The organism is Bythopirellula polymerisocia, assembly GCF_007860015.1.
Taxonomy (GTDB): Bacteria; Planctomycetota; Planctomycetia; order Pirellulales; family Lacipirellulaceae; genus Bythopirellula; species Bythopirellula polymerisocia.
Genome location: NZ_SJPS01000008.1, coordinates 1 through 19,895, shown reverse-complemented (window position 1 = coordinate 19,895; position 19,895 = coordinate 1). Strand labels below are relative to the sequence as shown.

Annotated in this window: 18 protein-coding genes and 1 tRNA gene; 11 read left to right on the top strand and 8 right to left on the bottom strand. The window is 53.7% G+C overall.

The features are described from left to right. Positions 1-40: 40 nt before the first annotated feature. The 3 genes from floA to Pla144_RS20640 form a co-directional block, all read right to left on the bottom strand. On the bottom strand, positions 41-1,114 hold the full coding sequence (gene floA, locus Pla144_RS20650) for a flotillin-like protein FloA (protein WP_146452621.1): 1,074 nt from the start codon (positions 1,112-1,114) through the stop codon (positions 41-43). Between the two features lie 195 nt (positions 1,115-1,309). Then, positions 1,310-1,891, bottom strand: a complete 582-nt coding sequence (locus Pla144_RS20645; protein ID WP_146452620.1) for an NfeD family protein — start codon at positions 1,889-1,891, stop codon at positions 1,310-1,312. A gap of 104 nt (positions 1,892-1,995) precedes the next feature. Further along, entirely contained in the window at positions 1,996-4,278 is a 2,283-nt protein-coding gene (locus tag Pla144_RS20640) for an NfeD family protein (protein ID WP_146452619.1), read from the bottom strand. A 244-nt stretch (positions 4,279-4,522) separates the two neighbouring features. Between Pla144_RS20640 and Pla144_RS20635 the strand changes: the two genes are divergently transcribed. Beyond that, complete coding sequence (locus tag Pla144_RS20635; RefSeq protein ID WP_146452618.1) at positions 4,523-6,106, top strand: sulfatase family protein; 1,584 nt, start codon at positions 4,523-4,525, stop codon at positions 6,104-6,106. Positions 6,107-6,140: 34 nt separating this feature from the next. On the opposite strand, the gene Pla144_RS20630 is transcribed toward Pla144_RS20635, so the two are convergent. Further along, positions 6,141-6,224: transfer RNA gene (locus Pla144_RS20630), tRNA-Leu, on the bottom strand. A gap of 227 nt (positions 6,225-6,451) precedes the next feature. Between Pla144_RS20630 and Pla144_RS20625 the strand changes: the two genes are divergently transcribed. Further along, complete coding sequence (locus tag Pla144_RS20625; protein ID WP_146452617.1) at positions 6,452-7,918, top strand: mechanosensitive ion channel family protein; 1,467 nt, start codon at positions 6,452-6,454, stop codon at positions 7,916-7,918. A gap of 118 nt (positions 7,919-8,036) precedes the next feature. On the opposite strand, the gene Pla144_RS24785 is transcribed toward Pla144_RS20625, so the two are convergent. Beyond that, entirely contained in the window at positions 8,037-8,210 is a 174-nt protein-coding gene (locus Pla144_RS24785) for a hypothetical protein (RefSeq protein WP_197530879.1), read from the bottom strand. A gap of 425 nt (positions 8,211-8,635) precedes the next feature. Here Pla144_RS24785 and gdhA point away from each other — a divergent pair, with 425 nt between their 5' ends. The 4 genes from gdhA to Pla144_RS20600 all read left to right on the top strand — a co-directional run bounded on the left by gdhA (position 8,636) and on the right by Pla144_RS20600 (position 11,979). Then, complete coding sequence (gene gdhA, locus Pla144_RS20620) at positions 8,636-9,988, top strand: NADP-specific glutamate dehydrogenase (RefSeq protein ID WP_146452616.1); 1,353 nt, start codon at positions 8,636-8,638, stop codon at positions 9,986-9,988. Between the two features lie 863 nt (positions 9,989-10,851). Beyond that, a complete protein-coding gene (locus tag Pla144_RS24780; protein ID WP_197530878.1) occupies positions 10,852-11,268 on the top strand; it encodes a helix-turn-helix domain-containing protein in 417 nt (138 codons plus the stop codon). Positions 11,269-11,482: 214 nt separating this feature from the next. Next, the gene (locus Pla144_RS20605) at positions 11,483-11,761 is read left to right on the top strand and encodes a hypothetical protein (RefSeq protein WP_146452614.1); all 279 of its coding nucleotides are present in this window, start codon (positions 11,483-11,485) and stop codon (positions 11,759-11,761) included. 32 nt (positions 11,762-11,793) lie between these two features. Next, a complete protein-coding gene (locus Pla144_RS20600) occupies positions 11,794-11,979 on the top strand; it encodes a metallothionein (RefSeq protein WP_146452613.1) in 186 nt (61 codons plus the stop codon). An 88-nt stretch (positions 11,980-12,067) separates the two neighbouring features. Here the strand turns inward: Pla144_RS20600 and Pla144_RS20595 are convergent, their stop codons facing one another. Further along, a complete protein-coding gene (locus Pla144_RS20595) occupies positions 12,068-12,544 on the bottom strand; it encodes a hypothetical protein (protein ID WP_146452612.1) in 477 nt (158 codons plus the stop codon). A 98-nt stretch (positions 12,545-12,642) separates the two neighbouring features. Beyond that, positions 12,643-14,397 carry a hypothetical protein gene (locus Pla144_RS20590; RefSeq protein ID WP_197530877.1) on the bottom strand — a complete coding sequence of 585 codons (1,755 nt, stop codon included), beginning with the start codon at positions 14,395-14,397 and terminating at the stop codon, positions 12,643-12,645. A gap of 444 nt (positions 14,398-14,841) precedes the next feature. Between Pla144_RS20590 and Pla144_RS20585 the strand changes: the two genes are divergently transcribed. Both Pla144_RS20585 and clpX read left to right on the top strand, forming a co-directional pair. Next, a complete protein-coding gene (locus Pla144_RS20585; RefSeq protein ID WP_146452610.1) occupies positions 14,842-15,138 on the top strand; it encodes a hypothetical protein in 297 nt (98 codons plus the stop codon). 417 nt (positions 15,139-15,555) lie between these two features. Further along, positions 15,556-16,830, top strand: coding sequence for an ATP-dependent Clp protease ATP-binding subunit ClpX (gene clpX / locus Pla144_RS20580; RefSeq protein ID WP_146452609.1), 1,275 nt, complete (start codon positions 15,556-15,558; stop codon positions 16,828-16,830). 142 nt (positions 16,831-16,972) lie between these two features. On the opposite strand, the gene Pla144_RS20575 is transcribed toward clpX, so the two are convergent. After that, positions 16,973-17,836, bottom strand: a complete 864-nt coding sequence (locus tag Pla144_RS20575; RefSeq protein WP_146452608.1) for a DUF4394 domain-containing protein — start codon at positions 17,834-17,836, stop codon at positions 16,973-16,975. A 357-nt stretch (positions 17,837-18,193) separates the two neighbouring features. Between Pla144_RS20575 and Pla144_RS20570 the strand changes: the two genes are divergently transcribed. From Pla144_RS20570 to Pla144_RS20560, 3 genes are all read left to right on the top strand, one after another. Continuing rightward, positions 18,194-18,739 carry a carboxymuconolactone decarboxylase family protein gene (locus Pla144_RS20570; protein ID WP_146452607.1) on the top strand — a complete coding sequence of 182 codons (546 nt, stop codon included), beginning with the start codon at positions 18,194-18,196 and terminating at the stop codon, positions 18,737-18,739. A 130-nt stretch (positions 18,740-18,869) separates the two neighbouring features. Continuing rightward, a complete protein-coding gene (locus Pla144_RS20565) occupies positions 18,870-19,475 on the top strand; it encodes an RNA polymerase sigma factor (protein ID WP_146452606.1) in 606 nt (201 codons plus the stop codon). A 10-nt stretch (positions 19,476-19,485) separates the two neighbouring features. Further along, complete coding sequence (locus Pla144_RS20560) at positions 19,486-19,734, top strand: hypothetical protein (protein ID WP_146452605.1); 249 nt, start codon at positions 19,486-19,488, stop codon at positions 19,732-19,734. The last annotated feature ends 161 nt before the right edge of the window (positions 19,735-19,895 follow it).

The window sequence follows — 19,895 nt, the reverse complement described above, 5'->3', positions numbered from 1 at the left end:
GCCACAGTCGCGCAGTGTGCTTACCTACACCTTGCTCCGATTAATCTCGACGAACTGAGCCAACGCCGGCGATTGATTCCCGCATGTCGGTATCCGCTTGCACGTTCTTTAGTTTGTAGTAGTCGAGAATTCCCAATCGGCCATTGCGGAAAGCTTCGGCCATTGCTTTGGGGACCTCAGCTTCGGCTTCGACCAAGTGTGCCCGATTCTCTTCGATCATGGCGATGTTTTCTTGTTCTTGCGAAACGGCCATCGCCCGGCGGCCTTCTGCAGCGGCGCGAGCGACTCGCGTGTCAGCCTCCGCCTGATCGGCTTGCAAGCGGGCACCGATGTTGTCTCCCACGTCGATATCGGCGATGTCGATCGACACGATCTCAAAAGCAGTTTGCGAATCGAGTTTACGAGCCAGCACCGCCTTGGAAATTCGATCCGGATTTTCGAGCACGTCGGCATGAGACACTGCCGACCCGATCGCGCTCACGATTCCTTCGCCGACACGGGCAATGATGGTTTCTTCGCCTGCTCCACCGATTAATTGTTTGAGATTCGCCCGCACGGTGACGCGGGCTTTCACCTTGAGCTGAATGCCATTCTTGGCAACTGCGTCGAGGGTAGGCCGTTTCGATTGCCTTCCCGGGCAGTCAATCACGCGGGGATAGACACTTGTTTGCACCGCTTCGAGAATGTTCCGCCCCGCCAGGTCGATGGCAGTGGCCCGCTTGAAATCGAGGTCGATGATTTTTGCCTTGCGAGCCGCAATCATCGCACGAATTACCAAGGGGACGTTTCCACCAGACATATAATGAGATTCAAGGGCTTTGGTCGTGAGTCCTTCCTCTTCAGTGATACCGGCCTGGGTTGCCATGATCTTGCTGCGCAGAATGACGGTGGGATTCACTTTGCGAAAAGTCATCCGCAAGAGATCAAAAATGCCAACCCGCGCCCCAGTACTGACCGACTGGATCCACAGTCGCGCATAGCGGGCGAAGATGGCAAACATAACCAGGAACACCACCAAGCCAATAAAGCCGATGATTAGCCATACCGTTGGAGATAAGGCCGATACTACCTGAGCCAATGGGCTCGGTAGAAAAGTAGATAAGTGCCAATTCATGGAAAAATCCCTGTATTAATACGATTACGGGCGTCGCCGCTCTGCCCGCTTTGTACCCCTTGAGGAGTGTGAACGCAAGTCAGAGCGGGGGAAGAAATGACCAATGTTCAATGGCCAATGACCAAAAGGTAGCTTTTGGATTTGGGAATTGTGTATTGGTCCTTGGACATTCATCCCGGCAATATTCTCGTCGTGTTACTCCAGGCGGTCGTCGAACTCTTCGAGCCCCAATTCATCTAGTGGACGCGACATCACATCCTGTTGGTCGACAGGGGTCTGCGAGGCTTCGTCTGGGTCGGCTCGACGAACAAGCACTCGATTGCCGCGTACTTCGACTACGACAACCGGTTCTCCGGCTTCGATGGCATCTCCCTGAGAGATTGCATCAAGCCTTTGTCCATCTACAAGGACGACGCCGGAGGGAAGCATCAGTGACTTGGCAACCCCAAAACGACCCACTAGTTCGCGCCGTTGGTCAATCGACTTGACCTCCTCTTCACTGGGAAGCTCTCCCAAGAAGGCCTTTCCCATCGGAGTGTGAGGCCAGACTTTGAATGCCAACGCCAAGATCGCAGGGACTGCGAGTAGTGCGCAAATAATGAACAGAAGGCCGGAGGTGGTATCGCTTTGAAAGGCGAACACAATGCTCCCTATGACTGCAAAGCCTGAGAGGATGCCCAAGATGCCCCCCGAGGGGATAAACACTTCCAGCACGACCAGCGCGCACCCTAACAACATGAGAACGACTGCCCAGGTAAGTGGATCCAATCCTGTCATACGAGCGGGTCTCCAGAGTGTCAGAGCTAATCACTCGAGACATTCTATCCGAAAATGTGGCAGAGGGGCAAAGCCTGAGATTTTCATAGGGAAAGCGTACCTAATCAACTCTGACCGGCGGCCCGCACCACAACCCGCGACCCGCGCGCTTCGATGACGACGATAGGAGTACCATTGTCCAAGGGCTCGGCCTCGGCAATGACGTCGATCAACTCGTGGTTGATGCGTGCCTTGCCTGCCGGTCGTAGATCGGTCGCAGCGGTCCCTTGAAGTCCGATCAAGGCAGAATAATCGGCAAGGGATTCGCGATGGCCTAGATCTTCCAATTCCTCGTTGCGGGGAGGTTCCAGCACAATCTGACGGAACAAGGGAGCCTGAGGTAGATAGCGCCTAGAGGCGAGTACAATAGCCATCATTCCCAGTCCCGCGAGGGCGACCGTTCCAACTGACCGCGAAAGCTCTTCGACTTCCGCTTCGCTATGAGGACGCACGAAGGTGAGGCTAGCCAACACCAGCGAGGCGAGCATCATCGCTCCTCCGCCGAGTCCGAAGATACCAAAACCAGGGATCACAAAGAACTCTAGCAGGACGAAACTGAAGCCACCCGCAAACAATAAGATTTCAAGCCAACCGGCAGTGCCGTCGAGGTACTTACTCCAGAAGAATAACAGTAGTGCCACAGCACCAATGAATGCACCAGCCCCGACACCAGGAGTGCGCAGCTCGATGTAGATCCCGGCGAATCCCACCATCAGTAAGATGATCGCCAGCTCGGGCGTTGCCAATGCTTCGATAAACTCCAGGGCCTTGTTCGGCTGGGGATTGGGGATCTCACCCTGCAGACCGAAGGGCTGCTTCAAGTCATCAAACGTATCTACTGTTCGCCAGGCGATGCCACGCTCCACAGCCTGTTGCCCGTCGAAGCTCAATTGGCCATTTACCGGATCGATCGCAGCGCGATGCTGCCAAGCTGCGGCATCGGGCAACTCTTCAATTTCGGCGGGAGAAAAAATTCGGGTTTCGCCTGTTTCCTTGTTTTGATACTCGGCTATCTCTATCGATGGATCGATCATGGCAGCCAGCAGCGACCACGAATGATCGGTGCGAAGTGAGAGCGACTGCCGAATTGCCTGCAGGGCTGCCGCCTGTTCCCGAGGGCCCACATCGCCAAGCCGTTTCGCATTAACGGCTACCGAGGAAAGTCGAGCCGTCGGGGCCATCGCCAATTGGTCGCAGGAAAGGGCAACCAGGGCAGCGGCACCTTTTGCTTCGGCTGGGACGTAGGCCACCGTCCGCACGGAGTTGGCATCGAGTCGGGCCAGTGCCGAAGCAATTCGCAACCCGGCCTCGACGTCTCCGCCGGAACTATCGATCCGCACACAGATCCAGTTGGCATTCTGTTGCTCGATGGCAACTCCCAGAAGCGTTTCCACGCGACTGGCGGTCTTGGCCGTCAACTCGCCAGTCACGTCAATCACTACCGGACGCCACGTTTCGACCAGGCTGTCGTCTTCCGCAAGTGAATCAAGCGACACGTCGAGCGCGGTTGCCAAACCTTGCCGAGTGGAAGCGAGATATTTCACAAATCCAAACTGCCGACCCTCTCGTCCGTCGAATTCTGCCAAGGTGCCGACGGGGACCAAGATTTTTTCGTTGATGATTTCATGGTTCGTGGCGAACTCTTCGAGATCTTTTTGTAGCAAGAAATGAGTGCCGTCCTCTGCTTCGACCTGCAGAACTTCGACCTGCGGATCGATCATTCCCACAGCCAGGGCAACGGGAATCGTTCGCTGAGTCTCCGCGATTTCCCGGTAGGCGGCTACTAATGTCTGTTGGATCGTTCCCTCAGCAGCCTCGTCGGCTCCGGCGGCACCAATGGAAGCGTCCCCAGCCATCACGATTTCTTCACTCGCAAGGGCCAATAACACGCCATGCCCTCTCAAGGTATGGGGAACATACGCGACCGTCTTAACTCCGGCCATTTCCCGACTGCACAGGAAACGAGCCAACGAAAAGGCACGTTCGAATCGGCTCCCGCCAACGTCATCACCCACTTGCTGGGAGTCGAGTTGCAAGACGAGCAGGGGGCGCCGGGCGTCCTTTTGATCTTTAGCTTGAGCGAGCAACCGATCGCGGAGTCTGCGGATGGTGCTTTGCAATGCCTGGTCGGCGCTGCCGGTCAGGGGAAGATAGACCCGTACTAGGCCCGCTGGAATGGCCCCCTGTTCAGGTGGCGGAGCGGGCTGCGCGGCAGCCAAGGTGGATCCTGACAGGTGATAGAAAGCGCACAGCCATGATGCCAGCCAAAGAATCACAAGGAAGTGTTGGTGAAAACAATGCTTGTACGAAATTCGCACGGGCGAGTCGGGCAGTCGGTCAGGAGCCATGCTGTACTCGAAAGTGTGAATTGAGGGGCAAATGTTTTTCGCTTCCAATTATACGTTTTCGTGGGGCTGAGGAAAAGAAAGCGTTGCAGGCAGGGATTTCTGAGTACAAAAATGGGAGATTGAGAGCTAAACCGCAAGCGAAGGGGCTAAGTCACAGGCGGCGGTCTCCAGGGTTCGCAAGCTGGGAAATTCCGTTAAAATGCAGGCAAATTCTATTCGTTTCTCTCTTCGCAAGGATTTAACGATGCGGTTCACCATTTGCCTGATTATGCTCTGCCTTTGGCTACTGGTCGTAGCCACCGCTAATGCCGCGGCGCGGCCAAATATCCTGTTCGTATTTGCGGACGATCACGCCTATCAAGCTATTAGCGCATACGGGTCGCGGATTAATGAGACTCCGAACATCGACCGCCTGGCCCACGAGGGAATGCGGTTTGATAATTGCTTCGTAACTAACTCGATCTGCGGGCCTTGCCGAGCCACGATACTCACGGGCAAGTACAGCCATCTCAATGGATTTCTGGTGAATGGCAATCGCTTTGATGGGTCACAACAAACTTTTCCCAAGCTGATGCAGGCCGCCGGGTATGCGACAGCGATGATCGGCAAGTGGCACTTGGAGAGCGATCCAACGGGGTTTGATCATTGGGATATCCTGGTAGGGCAGGGGACCTACTACAATCCGAACATGATCCGCAATGGAGAGCCGACGAAGAACGAAGGCTACTCGACGGAGATTATCACCGATAAGGCCCTCGATTGGCTCAAGGATGGCCGCGATCCCAGCAAGCCATTCATGTTGATGTATCAGCAAAAAGCCCCGCATCGTCCTTGGGATCCCGGGCCGCGGCAACTCGATCTCTATGAAGACGAAACGATCCCCGAACCCCCTACTTTGTTTGAGGACTATTCACTGCGCGGCACCGCAGTGAATCAACAGGACATGACAATTGCGGAGACGATGGATAAGCGAGACCTCAAGCTCGTGCCTCCGGAGAATCTCACCGCGAAGCAAAAGGCGACCTGGGACGCCGCCTATGAACCACGAAACAAAGCCTTCCGCGCAGCAAACCTGTCGGGCGCAGCGCTGGTGCGCTGGAAGTATCAGCGTTATATCAAGGACTATCTACGCTGCGTCGCCTCGGTCGACGAGCAACTGGGTCGAGTCTTAGACTGGCTCGACGAGACGGGCCTCGCCGACAACACGTTAGTGGTCTACTGCTCCGACCAAGGTTTCTACCTGGGTGAGCACGGCTGGTTTGACAAGCGCTGGATGTATGAAGAATCTTTGCGGACACCACTCTTGGCCCGTTGGCCTGGCACCATCGAGCCGGGCTCGCTCTGCAACGCGATTGTGTCACCGCTAGATTTTGCGGAAACGTTTTTGGAAGTGGCTGGTGCAGAGATTCCCGCCGACATGCAGGGACGATCGCTCTTGCCCCTTTTTCATGGCGAGACCCCCTCAGACTGGCGCAAGACATTCTACTACCACTACTATGAGTATCCAGGTTGGCACCAGGTGCGCCGTCACTATGGCGTGACAGACGGTCGGTTCAAGCTGATCTACTTTTACGAGCCGGACGTCGATGAATGGGAACTCTATGATTTGCAACTCGACAAGAATGAATTGCAGAACGTCTATGACAACCGGGCCTATGCCAGTGTGCGGAAGCGGTTAGAGGGCGAACTAAAGCGATTGCGAGCAGAGTTGAAAGTGCCGGAGGAAGATCCTCCCGCGTCTAATCTCAAGCAGAATGCCCCCAGGACGCGTAAGCCAACCGCCATGAAGAAAGCAGCTGCGCAGAGGGAAATTGGTCGGAACTATTGAGGTGAGAAAAAAGAAGCGAGCCTGTTTTCTATAGTACCGGAGGGGGGACTTGAACCCCCACGACCTTGCGGTCACTGGATTTTGAATCCAGCGCGTCTGCCAATTCCGCCACTCCGGCATGGTTTCTATCGTAACAACTTACGATGATTTCTTGATTCGTCAACGGGGGCCAAAAATCACGTGAAATAACACAAATTGGTGATTGACCTTGGCTCGTTCTTTGACCTGACCCAGCTATGACCTTTGGTATGGGAAGACCGCTATTCTGATGGAATGGTATACTATTCGCTCCAAAATACTTTCGAATCGATTGATCGGCATTTGACTTAAACGAGGCAGGTATCCGTGGAAGTTTGCTACAAATCGTGGGGGCAGAGTTGTTTCGTCTGCATTTGTTTGACTTGCTCGTTGGTGTTGCTGTCGAAAGTACCAGTCCATGGGCAACAGGAAAACGCTGTCCAGACTGAGGCGGAGACGTCTCCAGATGAGCAGCAGGCACCTGCTCGAGTGGATGTCGAGCCCGTGGCGGAGGACGCGGATATTGGATCACGTCTCAAGAAAATTCTTGTGGCGACCAAATGGTTTATCGATCCCCAAGTGCGAGTCGAAGAAGGAGTCGTCTTTTTAACGGGAGAGGCGAAGACCCCCGAGGACAGGGAATGGGCTAGTAAGTTAGCGGGCAATACCCAGGATGTGGTTGCGGTGGCCAATCGCATGACGGTCACTAAGCCTTCGCCTTGGGATTTCTCGCCTGCCTGGCTGGAAATCGATAAGCTTCGCCGCAATACGATCCAGACCCTGCCGGTGTTGCTCATCGCCGTCGGATTGCTACTGGTCTTTTGGGTAGCAGCGAAGCTGGTAGCAAAGCTTAGTCGTAGGATCGCTTCGCACCGAACGACGAATTTCTTGTTACAGGAGGTAGTGGCCAAAGCGGCTTCGATTCCTGTCTTCTTACTGGGGATCTATTTGGCCTTACGCATCTCGGGACTCACTCGGCTGGCGGCAACCGTACTAGGTGGGACGGGGCTCTTGGGAATTGTGCTCGGCATCGCGTTTCGAGATATCGCCGAGAACTTTTTGGCCAGCATTCTGCTGAGTGTTCAACGCCCCTTTCGAACTGGCGATTTGATCGTCGTAGAGGGGCGCAAGGGTTTTGTCCAAAGTGTGACCACCCGTGGCACAACGATAATGACACTAGACGGGGATCATGTGCAGATACCCAACTCTACGATTTACAAGAGCGTTATCGAGAATATCACGGCTAATCCCAATCAACGGCAAACCTTTGTGGTGGGGGTCGACTACGAAGATTCGCTTGAGGAAGCCCAGGCTGTCATTCTGGACGTTTTAAAGCAACATACAGCAGTGCTCGCCAAACCTGAGTCGCTTGTTTTGGTCGACGCATTGGCGGCTTCCACGGTGAACCTGCGGGTTTACTTCTGGATTAGTATCGCGAAGCACGACGGGTTGAAAGTGCGTTCCTCGCTAATCCGCCTGGTAAAGAATGCCTTGGTCGAGAAGGGCTTTACATTGCCTGACGAAGCGCGGGAAGTGATTTTCCCGAAGGGAGTCCCGGTGCGGATGTTGGATGCATCTCATCAACCTATGAAAGAACGAAGATCTGCCTTGCCTGCCGACAGAAATAATGAACCCGAAGAAATCAGTACCCAGTCGGAAGGCTCACTCACCAGTGACGCCGAGGAAATCGAACAGCAGGCGAAGAACTCGCGGCAACCTGAGTCGGGGGAGAACTTGCTGCCTCCCAAGAAGTTGGAGGAAGCCGGTGAATCACACGGAGAAGAAAAGATATAGCCACGGATCGACTCGGATAAAAAACGGATAGGTGGGAGGTATGATTGCCATCCGCGCCTATCCGAGTTGATTCCGTGGACAAAATGAGATGTGATCGCTACAGCCGACGACTCGTGGCTTAGTGGACTGTTTCATGCGTCACTGATGCCGCCATGAGTTGGCGCTGAGCCATTTGTGCCCACATGCGTCGCAAGGTTTTCTCTGAGTCGCTCCAATTTTCGCGAACTTGTTGGCAGCGGGCCTGGATGCTGCTCTCAATCTTTTCCGAGGCTTTTTTTGTTAAAGATCGCACGATTTCTGTTCCTCCTAAGGCTTGTCAGTTAGTCCTCAGACCTATCTACGCTAAACTTATGCCATTGGTTCGTTGAGAAATCATGCATATTTTGCGGGTTCTTTTATTTATCTCCTGGGACAGTGTTGGACTCATTTGAGCCGAATTGGCTGTTAGGCGGTCAGGCGGGCGAAATTGCTATCAGTTGCCTAGGAAGACAGCTGTTGAACTCGATTGGTCTAGAGTACTTTGAATTGCGATTTAGCTGTGCCATTGGTCAGACTGTTTCTATATTGAGCAGAGGCATTAGGCAAATCGACTTGCTGATGCCGATTGGTAAACTGAGAATCAAGTAGTTTACTTTCTCCTAGTTTCCTTGTTTAGCGTAGTAGCGTGAGCCTAGTAGTAATTTCCTCCCGTCCCCATCCTTTTCCAAGAGTGTTGTAATGCCTCAGGCCGTTGAAAAAGAACTCAAACGATTCATGGCTGGTCTAAAAAAGCGGAATCCCCACGAAAAGGAATTCCATCAAGCGGTCGAAGAAGTTGCAACTTCGGTCATGCCCTGGTATCTCGATCACGCGGCCTATCGAGAAGCAGCAATATTGGAACGTGTGACTGAGCCTGATCGCATTGTTATCTTCCGCGTCACCTGGGAAACCGACGATGGCTCTGTGCGGGCCAACCGTGCCTGGCGTGTTCAGTTCAACCACGTTCTGGGTCCCTACAAAGGAGGCTTACGATTCCATTCGTCGGTGACCCAAAGCGTACTCAAGTTCCTCGGCTTCGAGCAGATATTTAAGAACAGCCTCACGGGTCTTCCGATGGGAGGTGCCAAAGGAGGATCGAACTTTAATCCCAAAGGCAAGTCCGATCGCGAGGTGATGCGCTTCTGCCAGAGCATGATGATCGAACTGCATCGCCACATTGGCGAGAACACGGATGTCCCTGCCGGCGACATTGGCGTCGGCTCACGAGAGATCAGCTATCTGTTCGGACAATACATGCGGTTGGAGAACATCTGGTCGGGAGCCATGACTGGCAAGGGCCAAGACTACGGCGGCAGCGCTCTGCGTACCGAGGCGACTGGCTGGGGCTGTGTCTATTTTCTGGAGCGGATGCTCCAAAACGTTGACGAAGAACTCGTTGGCAAGCGTGTCGCTGTTTCTGGTTCCGGTAACGTCGCCCTCTACGCAGCCGAGAAAGCGATTGAGAAGGGGGCCAAGGTCATTTCACTGAGCGATTCCAACGGTACAGTGGAAATCGACTCAGGCCTTGATCGACAGCAATTGGAGTTTGTCAAAGAACTCAAAGAAAAGCGGCGCGGACGAATTTCAGAATTTGCGAACGAATACAAAGGTGTCAAGTTTCACAAAGGCGTCTCACCCTGGGGGCTCAAATGCGACATAGCGCTGCCCTGTGCTACCCAGAACGAACTGGATGGCCAGGATGCTCAAACGCTAATCGACAATGGAGTTATGGCCGTTTGCGAAGGAGCCAACATGCCGACCACTCCTGAGGCGGCTGACGCACTACGAAACCACCACATCATTCATGCACCCGGAAAAGCTTCTAATGCCGGAGGAGTGGCAGTGAGCGGTCTTGAACAAAGTCAGAATTCGATGCGGATCAGTTGGTCGCGGGAAGAAGTTGACGAGCGCTTGCAAAAAATCATGCAAGCAATCCACAAGCGATGCGTCGATTACGGAACCAAAGATGGCAAGGTAAACTATACCGACGGTGCCAACATCGCTGGCTTCAAAAAAGTTGCCGACGCGATGATCTCATATGGGGTTGTTTGACGGCGAGAATATCGAAGCCGATTTGCTGATTCGCTATATTGTTGCGGGCTGTTCCCGGCCCAAACCGCGGTGGCTGGTTACCTTAATCAATGTCGCGGTGAATGTGCAATTACCCATTCCATATGCGAATCCGATGCCTTCAACCGCCCAGATCCTTGTTGCCGAGGTAGTTTCTCGGACCCGACCTTGTGATTGAATGATGGCCTCCGCGCCGAGAAACCCCAATGCCACCTATGACATCTGACACCGAATATAATTCGAATGAGATCTGATGAGAAGTGTTCCTCGTGGTGGGTCTTAGACAAGCGAGTTACATAGATCCAATGCGGCCAGTCTTGCGGTGGCCGGTCCAATGGCGACGAGCATTTTGGTTTGCAATCAAGCTAATTCGTCGATGAACTCTGTTTCCTTCCAACGAAAGGCCTGCAGAGTATGGCGTCTATAACACATTCTACTGCGTCCTAGAGTCCTCTTTCGCCCATTAACATTTCACGCCGCCGTTGAGGGCCGATGTGAGGGCAGAGGCGCGAGGGGCGGCCCCCTGTGTCGAGCCTGAGCAAGGTCCTATATTTCAGATAATCAAGCTGCGAACGAAGGTCGTTAATTGAATGGTACTGAAAACTTACAAGAGGTTGATCGATTTCTAACCAAGTTGGCTTCTAGGCGTACACACTAGGAAGCAGATGCCAAGTATACGCAATCTCAAACCACAGGATTCAGTTAATAATAAATCAACTTTTGCGTTCCCGACACGTATCATTTTATTCGGGATTCCGAATTAGAGACCGATGAAATGCCTCCGGCACGCAATATGCACCCTATCCGTAGCGGCACCTGCTAAGGAGACAGATAGGGAATTAAACATGGTAACTGCTCAACCAACTATCCTTGATTCTACTGGCTTTCATCGAGACGGCCGTATCCAAGCGGAGAGCCGCGAGAATCTTTTTTTTCAACTTAATGTTGCCAGAAACCAAGTACCTGAACTTCTACTGCATCCTGAGACAACCAAGAACCATTCCCAAGCAAATGGCCACGGTTCCAATGGAATGGAATCGGGCAATTCAGGGGTGCCCGCCACCAAGGCCATAGATATCCACCGATCCGCTGATGGCTTGGCCCATCTTCCCTTGGGAGGGCACAAGCTGGCAGAACTGGAACGAGAAACTATCCAGCAGACTTTGAGCATGTACAAGGGAAATCGGAAACGCTCCGCCGCGATCCTCGGCATTTCGGTCCGCACTTTGCAGCGCAAGATCAAGCAGTGGAACATTGCTTGAGCTATTGGACGCGTTGTAGCGGTAGCCAGTGAGCGATACTATGAAGGCACTGTTCATGCTTGCTGGTAAGTATCGAGTTATTTGCACTGGGAGGTTGCACCCCCAATCGCGTTGATGAGGAACTTGCAACAGTTTCAAGCCACGCCCTCTTGCAAGAGGTAAGTCACATTGAATCTGACAGTGTCCCACTAACGATGGAATTCGGACAACTACAATGACGACTAACGTATTAGTAGAAAAATCGCCTGCAGATGCTTCTTCGGATCCGCTTTGGGCTCCTTCTCCCGTGGATATCACGCAGTTGGATCTTGAAACGATTCAAGAGGCAGAATCATGCGAGGCGAAGGAACAATCTAAAGCTTATATGCTAAAGAAAACTCCGGAGTTTAGCATTGATGAACTGCGCGAGATCGCTCGTCATTTTGGCGTGCCCAATCGAGCCCAGATTACCGAGCGTGAGACTTTAGTCGAAGCTATTCGACGCCGAATCTAACTTCCTGAGCAGAAACACTGCTGGAGAATATTATGCTAAAACTCAAATGCGCTCACGAACCTTGCCAATGTGCATTGCTCGATGACGAAGGGTTAACCGTAGATGGTGTCCACTATTGTAGTGAGGGATGTGCCGAGGGGCGCGGCTGTGAATGCCCCAACTGCAATTGTGCAGTCGAGGTGCGACACGAAGTGACTTCGCCGCATGGAGAGAAATGATTGTGCAACAATGCCTTCGGCGGAGTTTGTCGGTCGGCGCAGCTTAGTATCACCCTATTGCGCAACCGAAGGGGGCTTGTCCCCGGTGTCAATCCGCCACGCCTCGATCGCGCTGAAACGCCTCGACATACCAAGTGTCGATGGCGTTTTCCTGCATGCGGATTCGAATGATGAGCGCCAGCGTTTCACCGGTCAATGGCGGTAATATGGCGTCAATTTCTTCGGAGTCGCGCTGTGGGGCCTCTTCGGCGGCGTTGATTATTCTCTTAGTCCTCGCAAACACCCCACTGAGTCGCTCGATTTCCTTCAGGATGGCAGCATCTTCATCACGCACGCGTTCCATGCGAGGTATCTGCCCAGGGTCTTGTTTCACGATTTCCTTGTACTGCGCCTCATGCGAGGAAGCTATGTGGGCAGCGTATTTCTTTTGCAAGCCTTCCAACTCGGTCTGTCCGCGCTCTGCCCAATCGTACAATTCCCCCGGCACGACAGGAGTTTCTAATTGTTTCTCGAATTCGGCCAGGGATTCAACAAGCTCAGTATCGGAGTATGGTTTTTCTGCCATGGAAGTCTACCGCTTGGTTCGAAAGGGAAGAGCGAAATAGGAATCTGGACTGCATCATAACCGGGAAGCAGTTCTGAAACCAGCTGTTCAAATCGGAGTTACCAACCCGTAGAAGGAGTTACTCTTGGCACCCCGGTGATGGGCCTCACGTCGCGGAGGTGGCCGGTGGGTTGGGGGCGATTGAGCGCGAGCGGCTCGGGAGTTTGAAAGGTAGCAACGTTGCCGGCTGTGTCGCGCACTTCCAGTCGCACATAGAATCGCTCAGGGACGTGGCGCTCAATCCGCCAAGTGTAGCTGCCCGTGTTCTCCAGACCTGCAGCGATGGCCGACCACGGCCCGTTTGGCTGCGAGCTAAAGTACAAACCGATGGGTCGAGGCTCAAGGTTGTCGTCCTCGGCCTTCCAGCGGATGTGCAAGTGATCGTTGAGATTCCCTTCGCCCAATTCGGCGGAAAGTAGTTCGGCGGCGGGTGGTTCCAGGTCAACGGTGATTACCAGTTCTGGGGCTTCGCCGGAACGAGGTGGCGGAGATCCTGCCCCATTCGCACCATCAACCAGGATGCGAAAGCCGTAGACGCCGGCACTGGGGACCCTGGCCCGTACAGGACTGCGGTTGTCCGGGTCGACGCCGTAGCTTTGCCAAGTGGCTCCGCCATCTTGGGTGCCCCACAGTTCTACTTTGGCGACACCCCACGGCCCGACAGATTGCAGGTCGTATTCCACGTCAAACGTGCGCGAGTTTACGAGGAGTGGCTCTCCAGGTTGGCGACCTGTGGAAGACCATTCTTGATTCGATTGCTCAGACTCAAGAGGCATTCCTCCTGTAGGAAGTTGTCCCTCGCCATCGAGTGCAGCGCCTAGCCCACTGCTGAGTGTGGGGTCAGATTCTTGTTCTTCATCGGCGGCACCATCCACTGCGAACTTAGCCGGCGTGCGACGTTGCGTATGCTGTTGAGAGGTGTTGGAATAGGCATTGAGTGGTGGAGGTGAGAACAGGTTTGTGCCAGGGTTTTGTTCCGAGTTGTTGGCAAACGGTTTTTCAGATCTAGCGGGCAGTTGATTGGTGGTTGGCCAATCTTGGGAAGTTTGCAGTGGACTGGATTGCGCCGTGTTCAGTTGAGATTGGGCCAACGGAAGCGATTGATCCGGAGTGCGGTCAGGAGGCGAAAAGGATGGACCCGCAAGCGAAAGCATTGTGGCCGCTTGCCCTCGATGGCCCGCGCGATCGGCAATCGCCCCGCGAATTTCTACGTCGCTATTGTTGGGAGCCATCCAGCGAGTGCGACCCACCAGCCGATCTGGTTGATTAAGATCAGGGGCGGTGATCGGCACATTGGTCCATAATCCATCCGCGGTCCGAGCTTCGACAATGAGCGATTCTGGAGCGAGGTTGTTGTCGGCAGCATCATAGCGAATCACCACGTCGCCATTGGCGCCGCGCGAGGCGGAAAGCTCCACCTTGGGTTGCGTGGTGTCGATGACAATTTGGAGCTGAGCTACACAAGTTTGCTGGTCAAGCGAATTTCCTTGCGCGTCCAAGTGGCGCAGGGCAAACCAGTAGGCACCGTCTTCAGGGGCATGGTAGCTAAACCCGAGGACGTTGGGCTGGGCAGATTGTAGCGTCTGCCAATCGTTGTTTCCTGTACGAGAAACAAGCAATTGAACCTGGGCGATTTTCTCTGCCCCAGGAGCCTGTTTATTGACTTGATAAGGAATGAACAATAGCGGCTGTTGCCAGTAGATGGGCTGAACTGCTGGGCGAGCGGGTGGTGCCTGGGCCATCGAGGGCGAATGACCATCAATCGCCCATGCCAACAAGCAGCATGTGCGTATCCAAGGACCCATTGCGGCCAATTGGTTTCTCCAGATTTTCAGAAAACAATTCATAGTCGCAATCAGGTATCGGGAGGGTTCCAATCGTCATTCCCGCGTAGGCAGGAATCTAGTTGTTCTCGCTGCCGTTAGCGTTCCAGCCTGCGCAGAATTGATCGAGTCGAGGGCACATGAGCGCGCTATGTCCCACTTGGTACAAAATGTGTCCCTCAAGAGAACTATCGGAGATGCTGCCAGCTCCGCTTGAAACGCTTGCAAAAGCTGTTCACCCTGCCAAAACTGGGAAAACTCTGTCGGTTTGGTCAAGTTTTCTGGCTACGGGGACCTGGGGACGCCGTATCATTCTGGACGGAAGCTAGCAGTCGGGACATAATAATTAATTAAGGAGGGACCGGGTCAGAATCGGTACAGGGGATTGGCAAAGCGAATCGATCGGTTTGATTCGAGTTTTTGGGTAGGGGCGCGATGGACGAGAGATGGCAGTCGCTGACAGAAGCCGCCCTATTACTCGCGGCAATCTTCGCGGTCGTTGCGTTCGGCATAATCATTGTGCGAAGATTTCGGGATGGTAAGGCTGACGACGTGCAGGAGAGTAGTCAATTGATGTCAAAGTTCCGAGACTTGCACGACGAAGGTGGGCTGAGCGACGAAGAATTCCGAAATATTAAAACTAAGCTAGCAACCAAATTAAAAGCAGAGCTTAACGAGACCTCTCAGTCGAGTGGCCCGCAAAGTGCGGGGAGCCCATCGACGGAGAGTTGAGAAACTTGATAGACAATCGTCTGATGAGGCTACGGCCTTTCAAGGCTTGTTTGTCGAGAACGCAGAGTTTGTCGGCATTGCGGGTTGGCACCGATAGCACCGGTCGCCACATTTACTGAGAAACACTCCGGCTGTCGCGGTTGTTCGGTAGCGGTGGGTGCTAGTAAACCCCCCGGTAGCGGAAGACCGATGAACGACTCACGTTGGAGCTACGTATGGTACCACATAATTGGTGCTCGGACTGAGCGGACATGGAAGCCCCGCGAGGCATGATAAGTTTGGCTCACAGATCGGAATTCGGTTAGTCGGAATTTGATTAGTGAGTTGACTCCCACGAGCGACACCCTTGACGAACTAAGCGACCTCTCAGAACGGTGATGGCCTGAGTGGTCTTGCATCCCTCGGAAGGAGAATTTCATGCCTACGGGTAAAGACATTGGTGGACGACGCGGAAGCACTTCGAAAAAGAATGCTTTCTGTTCGTTCTGCCGAAAGAGCTACCGCGACGTAGGTCCCCTGGTCGAAGGACCGGGTGACGTCTACATTTGTGGCGAGTGTATCGAACTCTGCCAATCGATTCTCGATCAAGAGCGCAAGCGGCGCGGATCGAGCAAGCAACCTTTTGCCAAAGTCCCCAGCCCCCGCGAGATTGCTGCCGAGTTGGACGAATACGTCATCGGTCAGGAAGCTGCTAAGCGGGTACTTGCCGTGGCAGTTCACAGCCACTACAAGCGGCTCATGGTTGCCGAAGAAGAGTCGGACATTGAAATCGACAAGTCGAATATCTTGCTGGTTGGTCCGACTGGCTGTGGCAAGACTCTGTTGGCCCGCACTCTGGCCCGCAAGTTGAATGTGCCTTTTGCGATTGGCGATGCCACCACGCTCACCGAAGCCGGCTACGTCGGCGAGGACGTGGAAAACTTGCTTTTGAAACTTCTGCACGCAGCCGACTTCGACATCGAAGCCGCCCAGCGTGGAGTTCTTTATATCGACGAGATCGACAAGATTGGCAAGACGAGCCAGAACGTCTCGATTACACGCGACGTGTCTGGCGAGGGAGTTCAGCAGGCGCTGCTGAAGATGCTTGAGGGGACCACGGCCAATGTGCCGCCCCAGGGAGGACGCAAGCATCCCGAGCAGCAATACATCCAGATTGACACCACGAACATCCTGTTCATCGTCGGTGGCACCTTTGACGGCGTGGATGAAGTAATTCGCAAACGCATGGGTCGCCGCACGATGGGCTTTGGTCAGCAGGGGGATGTGGCCTCAGAAATGGACCTCGGAGAAACACTCTCCAACATCACACCCGACGACCTGATTGAATACGGCTTGATCCCGGAACTTGTAGGACGCCTGCCTGTGGTAACTTCGCTCCGACCTTTGGACGAAACATCACTGGTCCGCGTGCTAACCGAACCGAAGAATGCGTTAACTAAGCAGTATCAACACTTGTTTGCGATGGAAGAGGCCGACCTGCAGTTTACTGAAAAGGCACTCCAAGCCATTGCCCGTCGTGCTGCGGAACGTAAGACAGGTGCCCGCGGCCTACGGTCGATTATCGAGAATGTGATGCTCGACATCATGTACGATCTACCTGACCAACCGCGGGGCAATCGCTACCTGTTAACTGACGACGTGGTCGATGGCCGCGAAAAGTTGTTCGGTGAACCTCAGACAAAGAGTGCGTAACGTTCAAGCCCGTGGTTGGACTTCGGTCCGCCGCGGGGGTTAAGTTGCGTACCAACCATTAACGGGCCCGGGTGAAAACCCGGGCCCGTTTTTCGTAGTTGTTTTTGGAGGAATTCACTTCAAGCAAGTGACTGGCTATGCATTAGCCACGTTTTCTTGTCATAAACACGCACATGCTGACGCTGAGCAATACAAACGTCGCAGGTTCTGGAATAGGACGAAATGCAATCGCATCCAAAGACGTGACATCGGACAACCCAAGATCTGTGACCGTTCCATCCACCGGATCAATAATTACGAGATGTGCTGGTGGCGGAGATCCTGACCCAACATTCATGCCATAGAGCACGCTGCCATCATAAGCGAGACCGCCATAGCCTCCCCCAGCTGGTCTAGCTGGAGCAGCGATATTGGTGAACGCGCCCGAGACTGAGTCATAAGTTCCAAAACGGGTTGAAGTTGGCGTGCCGTTGAAAACCCCTGAAGGGCTAATCGCCAATCCGCCACCAGTCGACGACGTGCTCACTCCATTGCTGCCAATAACCGTGGCCTGCCCTGTGGCAGTGTTAATGGAATAGAGATTCGGACCTCCGATTGATCCTACTCCATACAAGTTACCGGCCGAGTCGAAGGAGATATCGGCCATCGTCGCGGGCTTGCCTGACGAATTTGTCGGCCCTGCATTGTAGGAGCCAATCAGTGTTACTTGTGCGGTTGCCGGATCGATAGTCACGAGCTGAGCTTCTTTCCCAGCAACACTGTTGCCGGTCGAACCGTAGAGGACACCTGTGGTCGGATGGAATGCGAGCCCCGTAATGGGATAGTTACCACCCGCAACGTCATTAAGAGGGCCGACATCCTGAACCACGGTGCCGTTGGCAGAATTGAGTATGTAAAGTTCGCCAGGACCCCCTGCGGCACTGGAAGCGAATAGGGTCCCCGCATCAACTCGTGAAGCAATAGTAAGCATGCCTAAAAGGCAAAGAAACAAGCGAATTGTTTTCATGAGCGTGTTCTTTCTGTTAGTGGACCAGTTCAACAAAGCTATCAAAGCATGGCTGTATCATGCTAACCAACATCATTGTTTGTCAAGATTTTCGATAACCATAACTCCACAGAGTCTTAGGATTGCGCTCTAGAGAGAAACGCTGGCGCAAAAAAGTTGCAAGGTGTATCAGAAAGATACAATGCAAGAGAACCTTTTTTGCGACGCGGTTCTAAGAAATAGACTTTTTGTGAGACCAAGCTGACTTACAGAAGCAGTTGGACAGAGGTAAGAAAGCGTTTGGCAATGCCATCCAAGAAATAAGAGCACGAACATTCTTGCTCACACTTCAAATACTCTAATCCAAGGATCAAAAAGATGGCACGCATTCAACCTATCAGCAAAGAGACTGCCGATTCCGCAACGGCTCAACTTCTGGATACCGTGAAAAAGAAAATGGGGATGGTCCCCAACCTCGTCGCGACGATGGCTAATTCGCCCGCCGTTGCTAACGCCTATCTGGGTTTCAGCCAGCAGCTAGCGACGGGGTCGCTAACTCCCCGCCTACGGGAACAGATTGCCTTGGCGGTGGGTGAAGAAAATAGCTGCGACTATTGCCTGGCGGCTCACACGGCCCTCGGCAAAGGGGCAGGGCTCTCGGAGTCTGAGACTTGTGACGCGCGGAAGGCAGAACCCAAGGACGACGCGGAGCGAGTTGCTCTGGAGTTTGCCCAGAAAATCGTGAAGGATCGAGGCAATGTTTCCGACGACGACATTCGCCAGGTCCGAGTGGCTGGGTATACTGATGAAGAGATATCCGAGATCGTGGCGAATGTGGCACTCAACATTTTCACGAACTATTTCAATCACGTTGCGGGCACGGAAGTGGATTTCCCTGCGGCGCCGGCGATGTCAAGCTGTTGAAATCCGTGTAGCCGGAACGAGCAACAAGAGTTCCGGCAATGCAGTGCTCAAGAGCAGTGTATTGTCGGAACTGCTCACGGCTCGTTCCGGCCTAGATGTTGTCATTGTGCCAGGCGATTGAGAATCCTTCATGAATCGAGACAACGACACTTGGGTTGCCCAACTGAGCAGCGCGGGAGCGGAGCGTGAGGTGGCACTCACCGAGCTGCGAGTGGTGTTGTTTCGGAATTTGCGTAAGGCACTTGCGGGTCGTCCCCACGTTGACAACTCTTTTCTCGAAGATGCTGTGCAGGATGCGCTGCTGCGGATACTTGATCGACTCGATCAATTCCAAGGCCGCAGTCGGTTTGTTACTTGGGCGACATCGATTGCAATCCGTGTGGCACTCGGCGAACTGCGCCGGAGTCGCTGGAAAGACGTGTCGCTCGACTCGGTGCTGGACGATACAGATTACGCACCGACTCGTGCCGTCGACTCTTCGCCGAGCCCAGAGTTGCTGGTCCAGCAGGAAGCATTGTTTCACAAACTGCACGAGTTGATCGAGACAGCCTTGACCGAAAAGCAGCGCGCCGCCTTGCTCGCGGAACTGCGTGGCATGCCCCAAGACGAGATCGCCCGGCACCTGGGGAGCAACCGCAACGCTCTTTACAAACTTACTCACGACGCCCGCAAGAAACTCAAGTCCGCCCTGCAAAATGCGGGCTATCGGGAAGACGAATTGGAGCTCACCTACTGAGACATTCATCATGGCATTTTCCAAACGAGAAATCGAAAACTTGCTGCGGTTGGTGAGTCGCACCAAGGACGCCGAGCTGAATTGCGAGGAGTGCCTAGCTCTGGTAGCTGAGTTTGCCGAGCAGCATCTGGCTGGCAAGTCAATTGGTTCTGGCTTACAGGCGGTCGAGCAGCATCTCGCGGTCTGCGACGAGTGCCGTGAAGAGTACGAGGCACTGTTGGTGACGTTGGGTAAGATTGATGACGACTCCCCGGCTTAAATCTCAAGATGTCGCAATTAGTGCGTCCATCGAATAGCTCTAGCGCCCTCTAGGTAAGTTAGTTAATCTAGGTTCACCAGAAACAGGAGGTGAACCGATGTTAGCTTACTCGAAGGAATTTCGCCGTGAGGTCTTGGCGGCTTGTGATGGAGGTGGTGGCA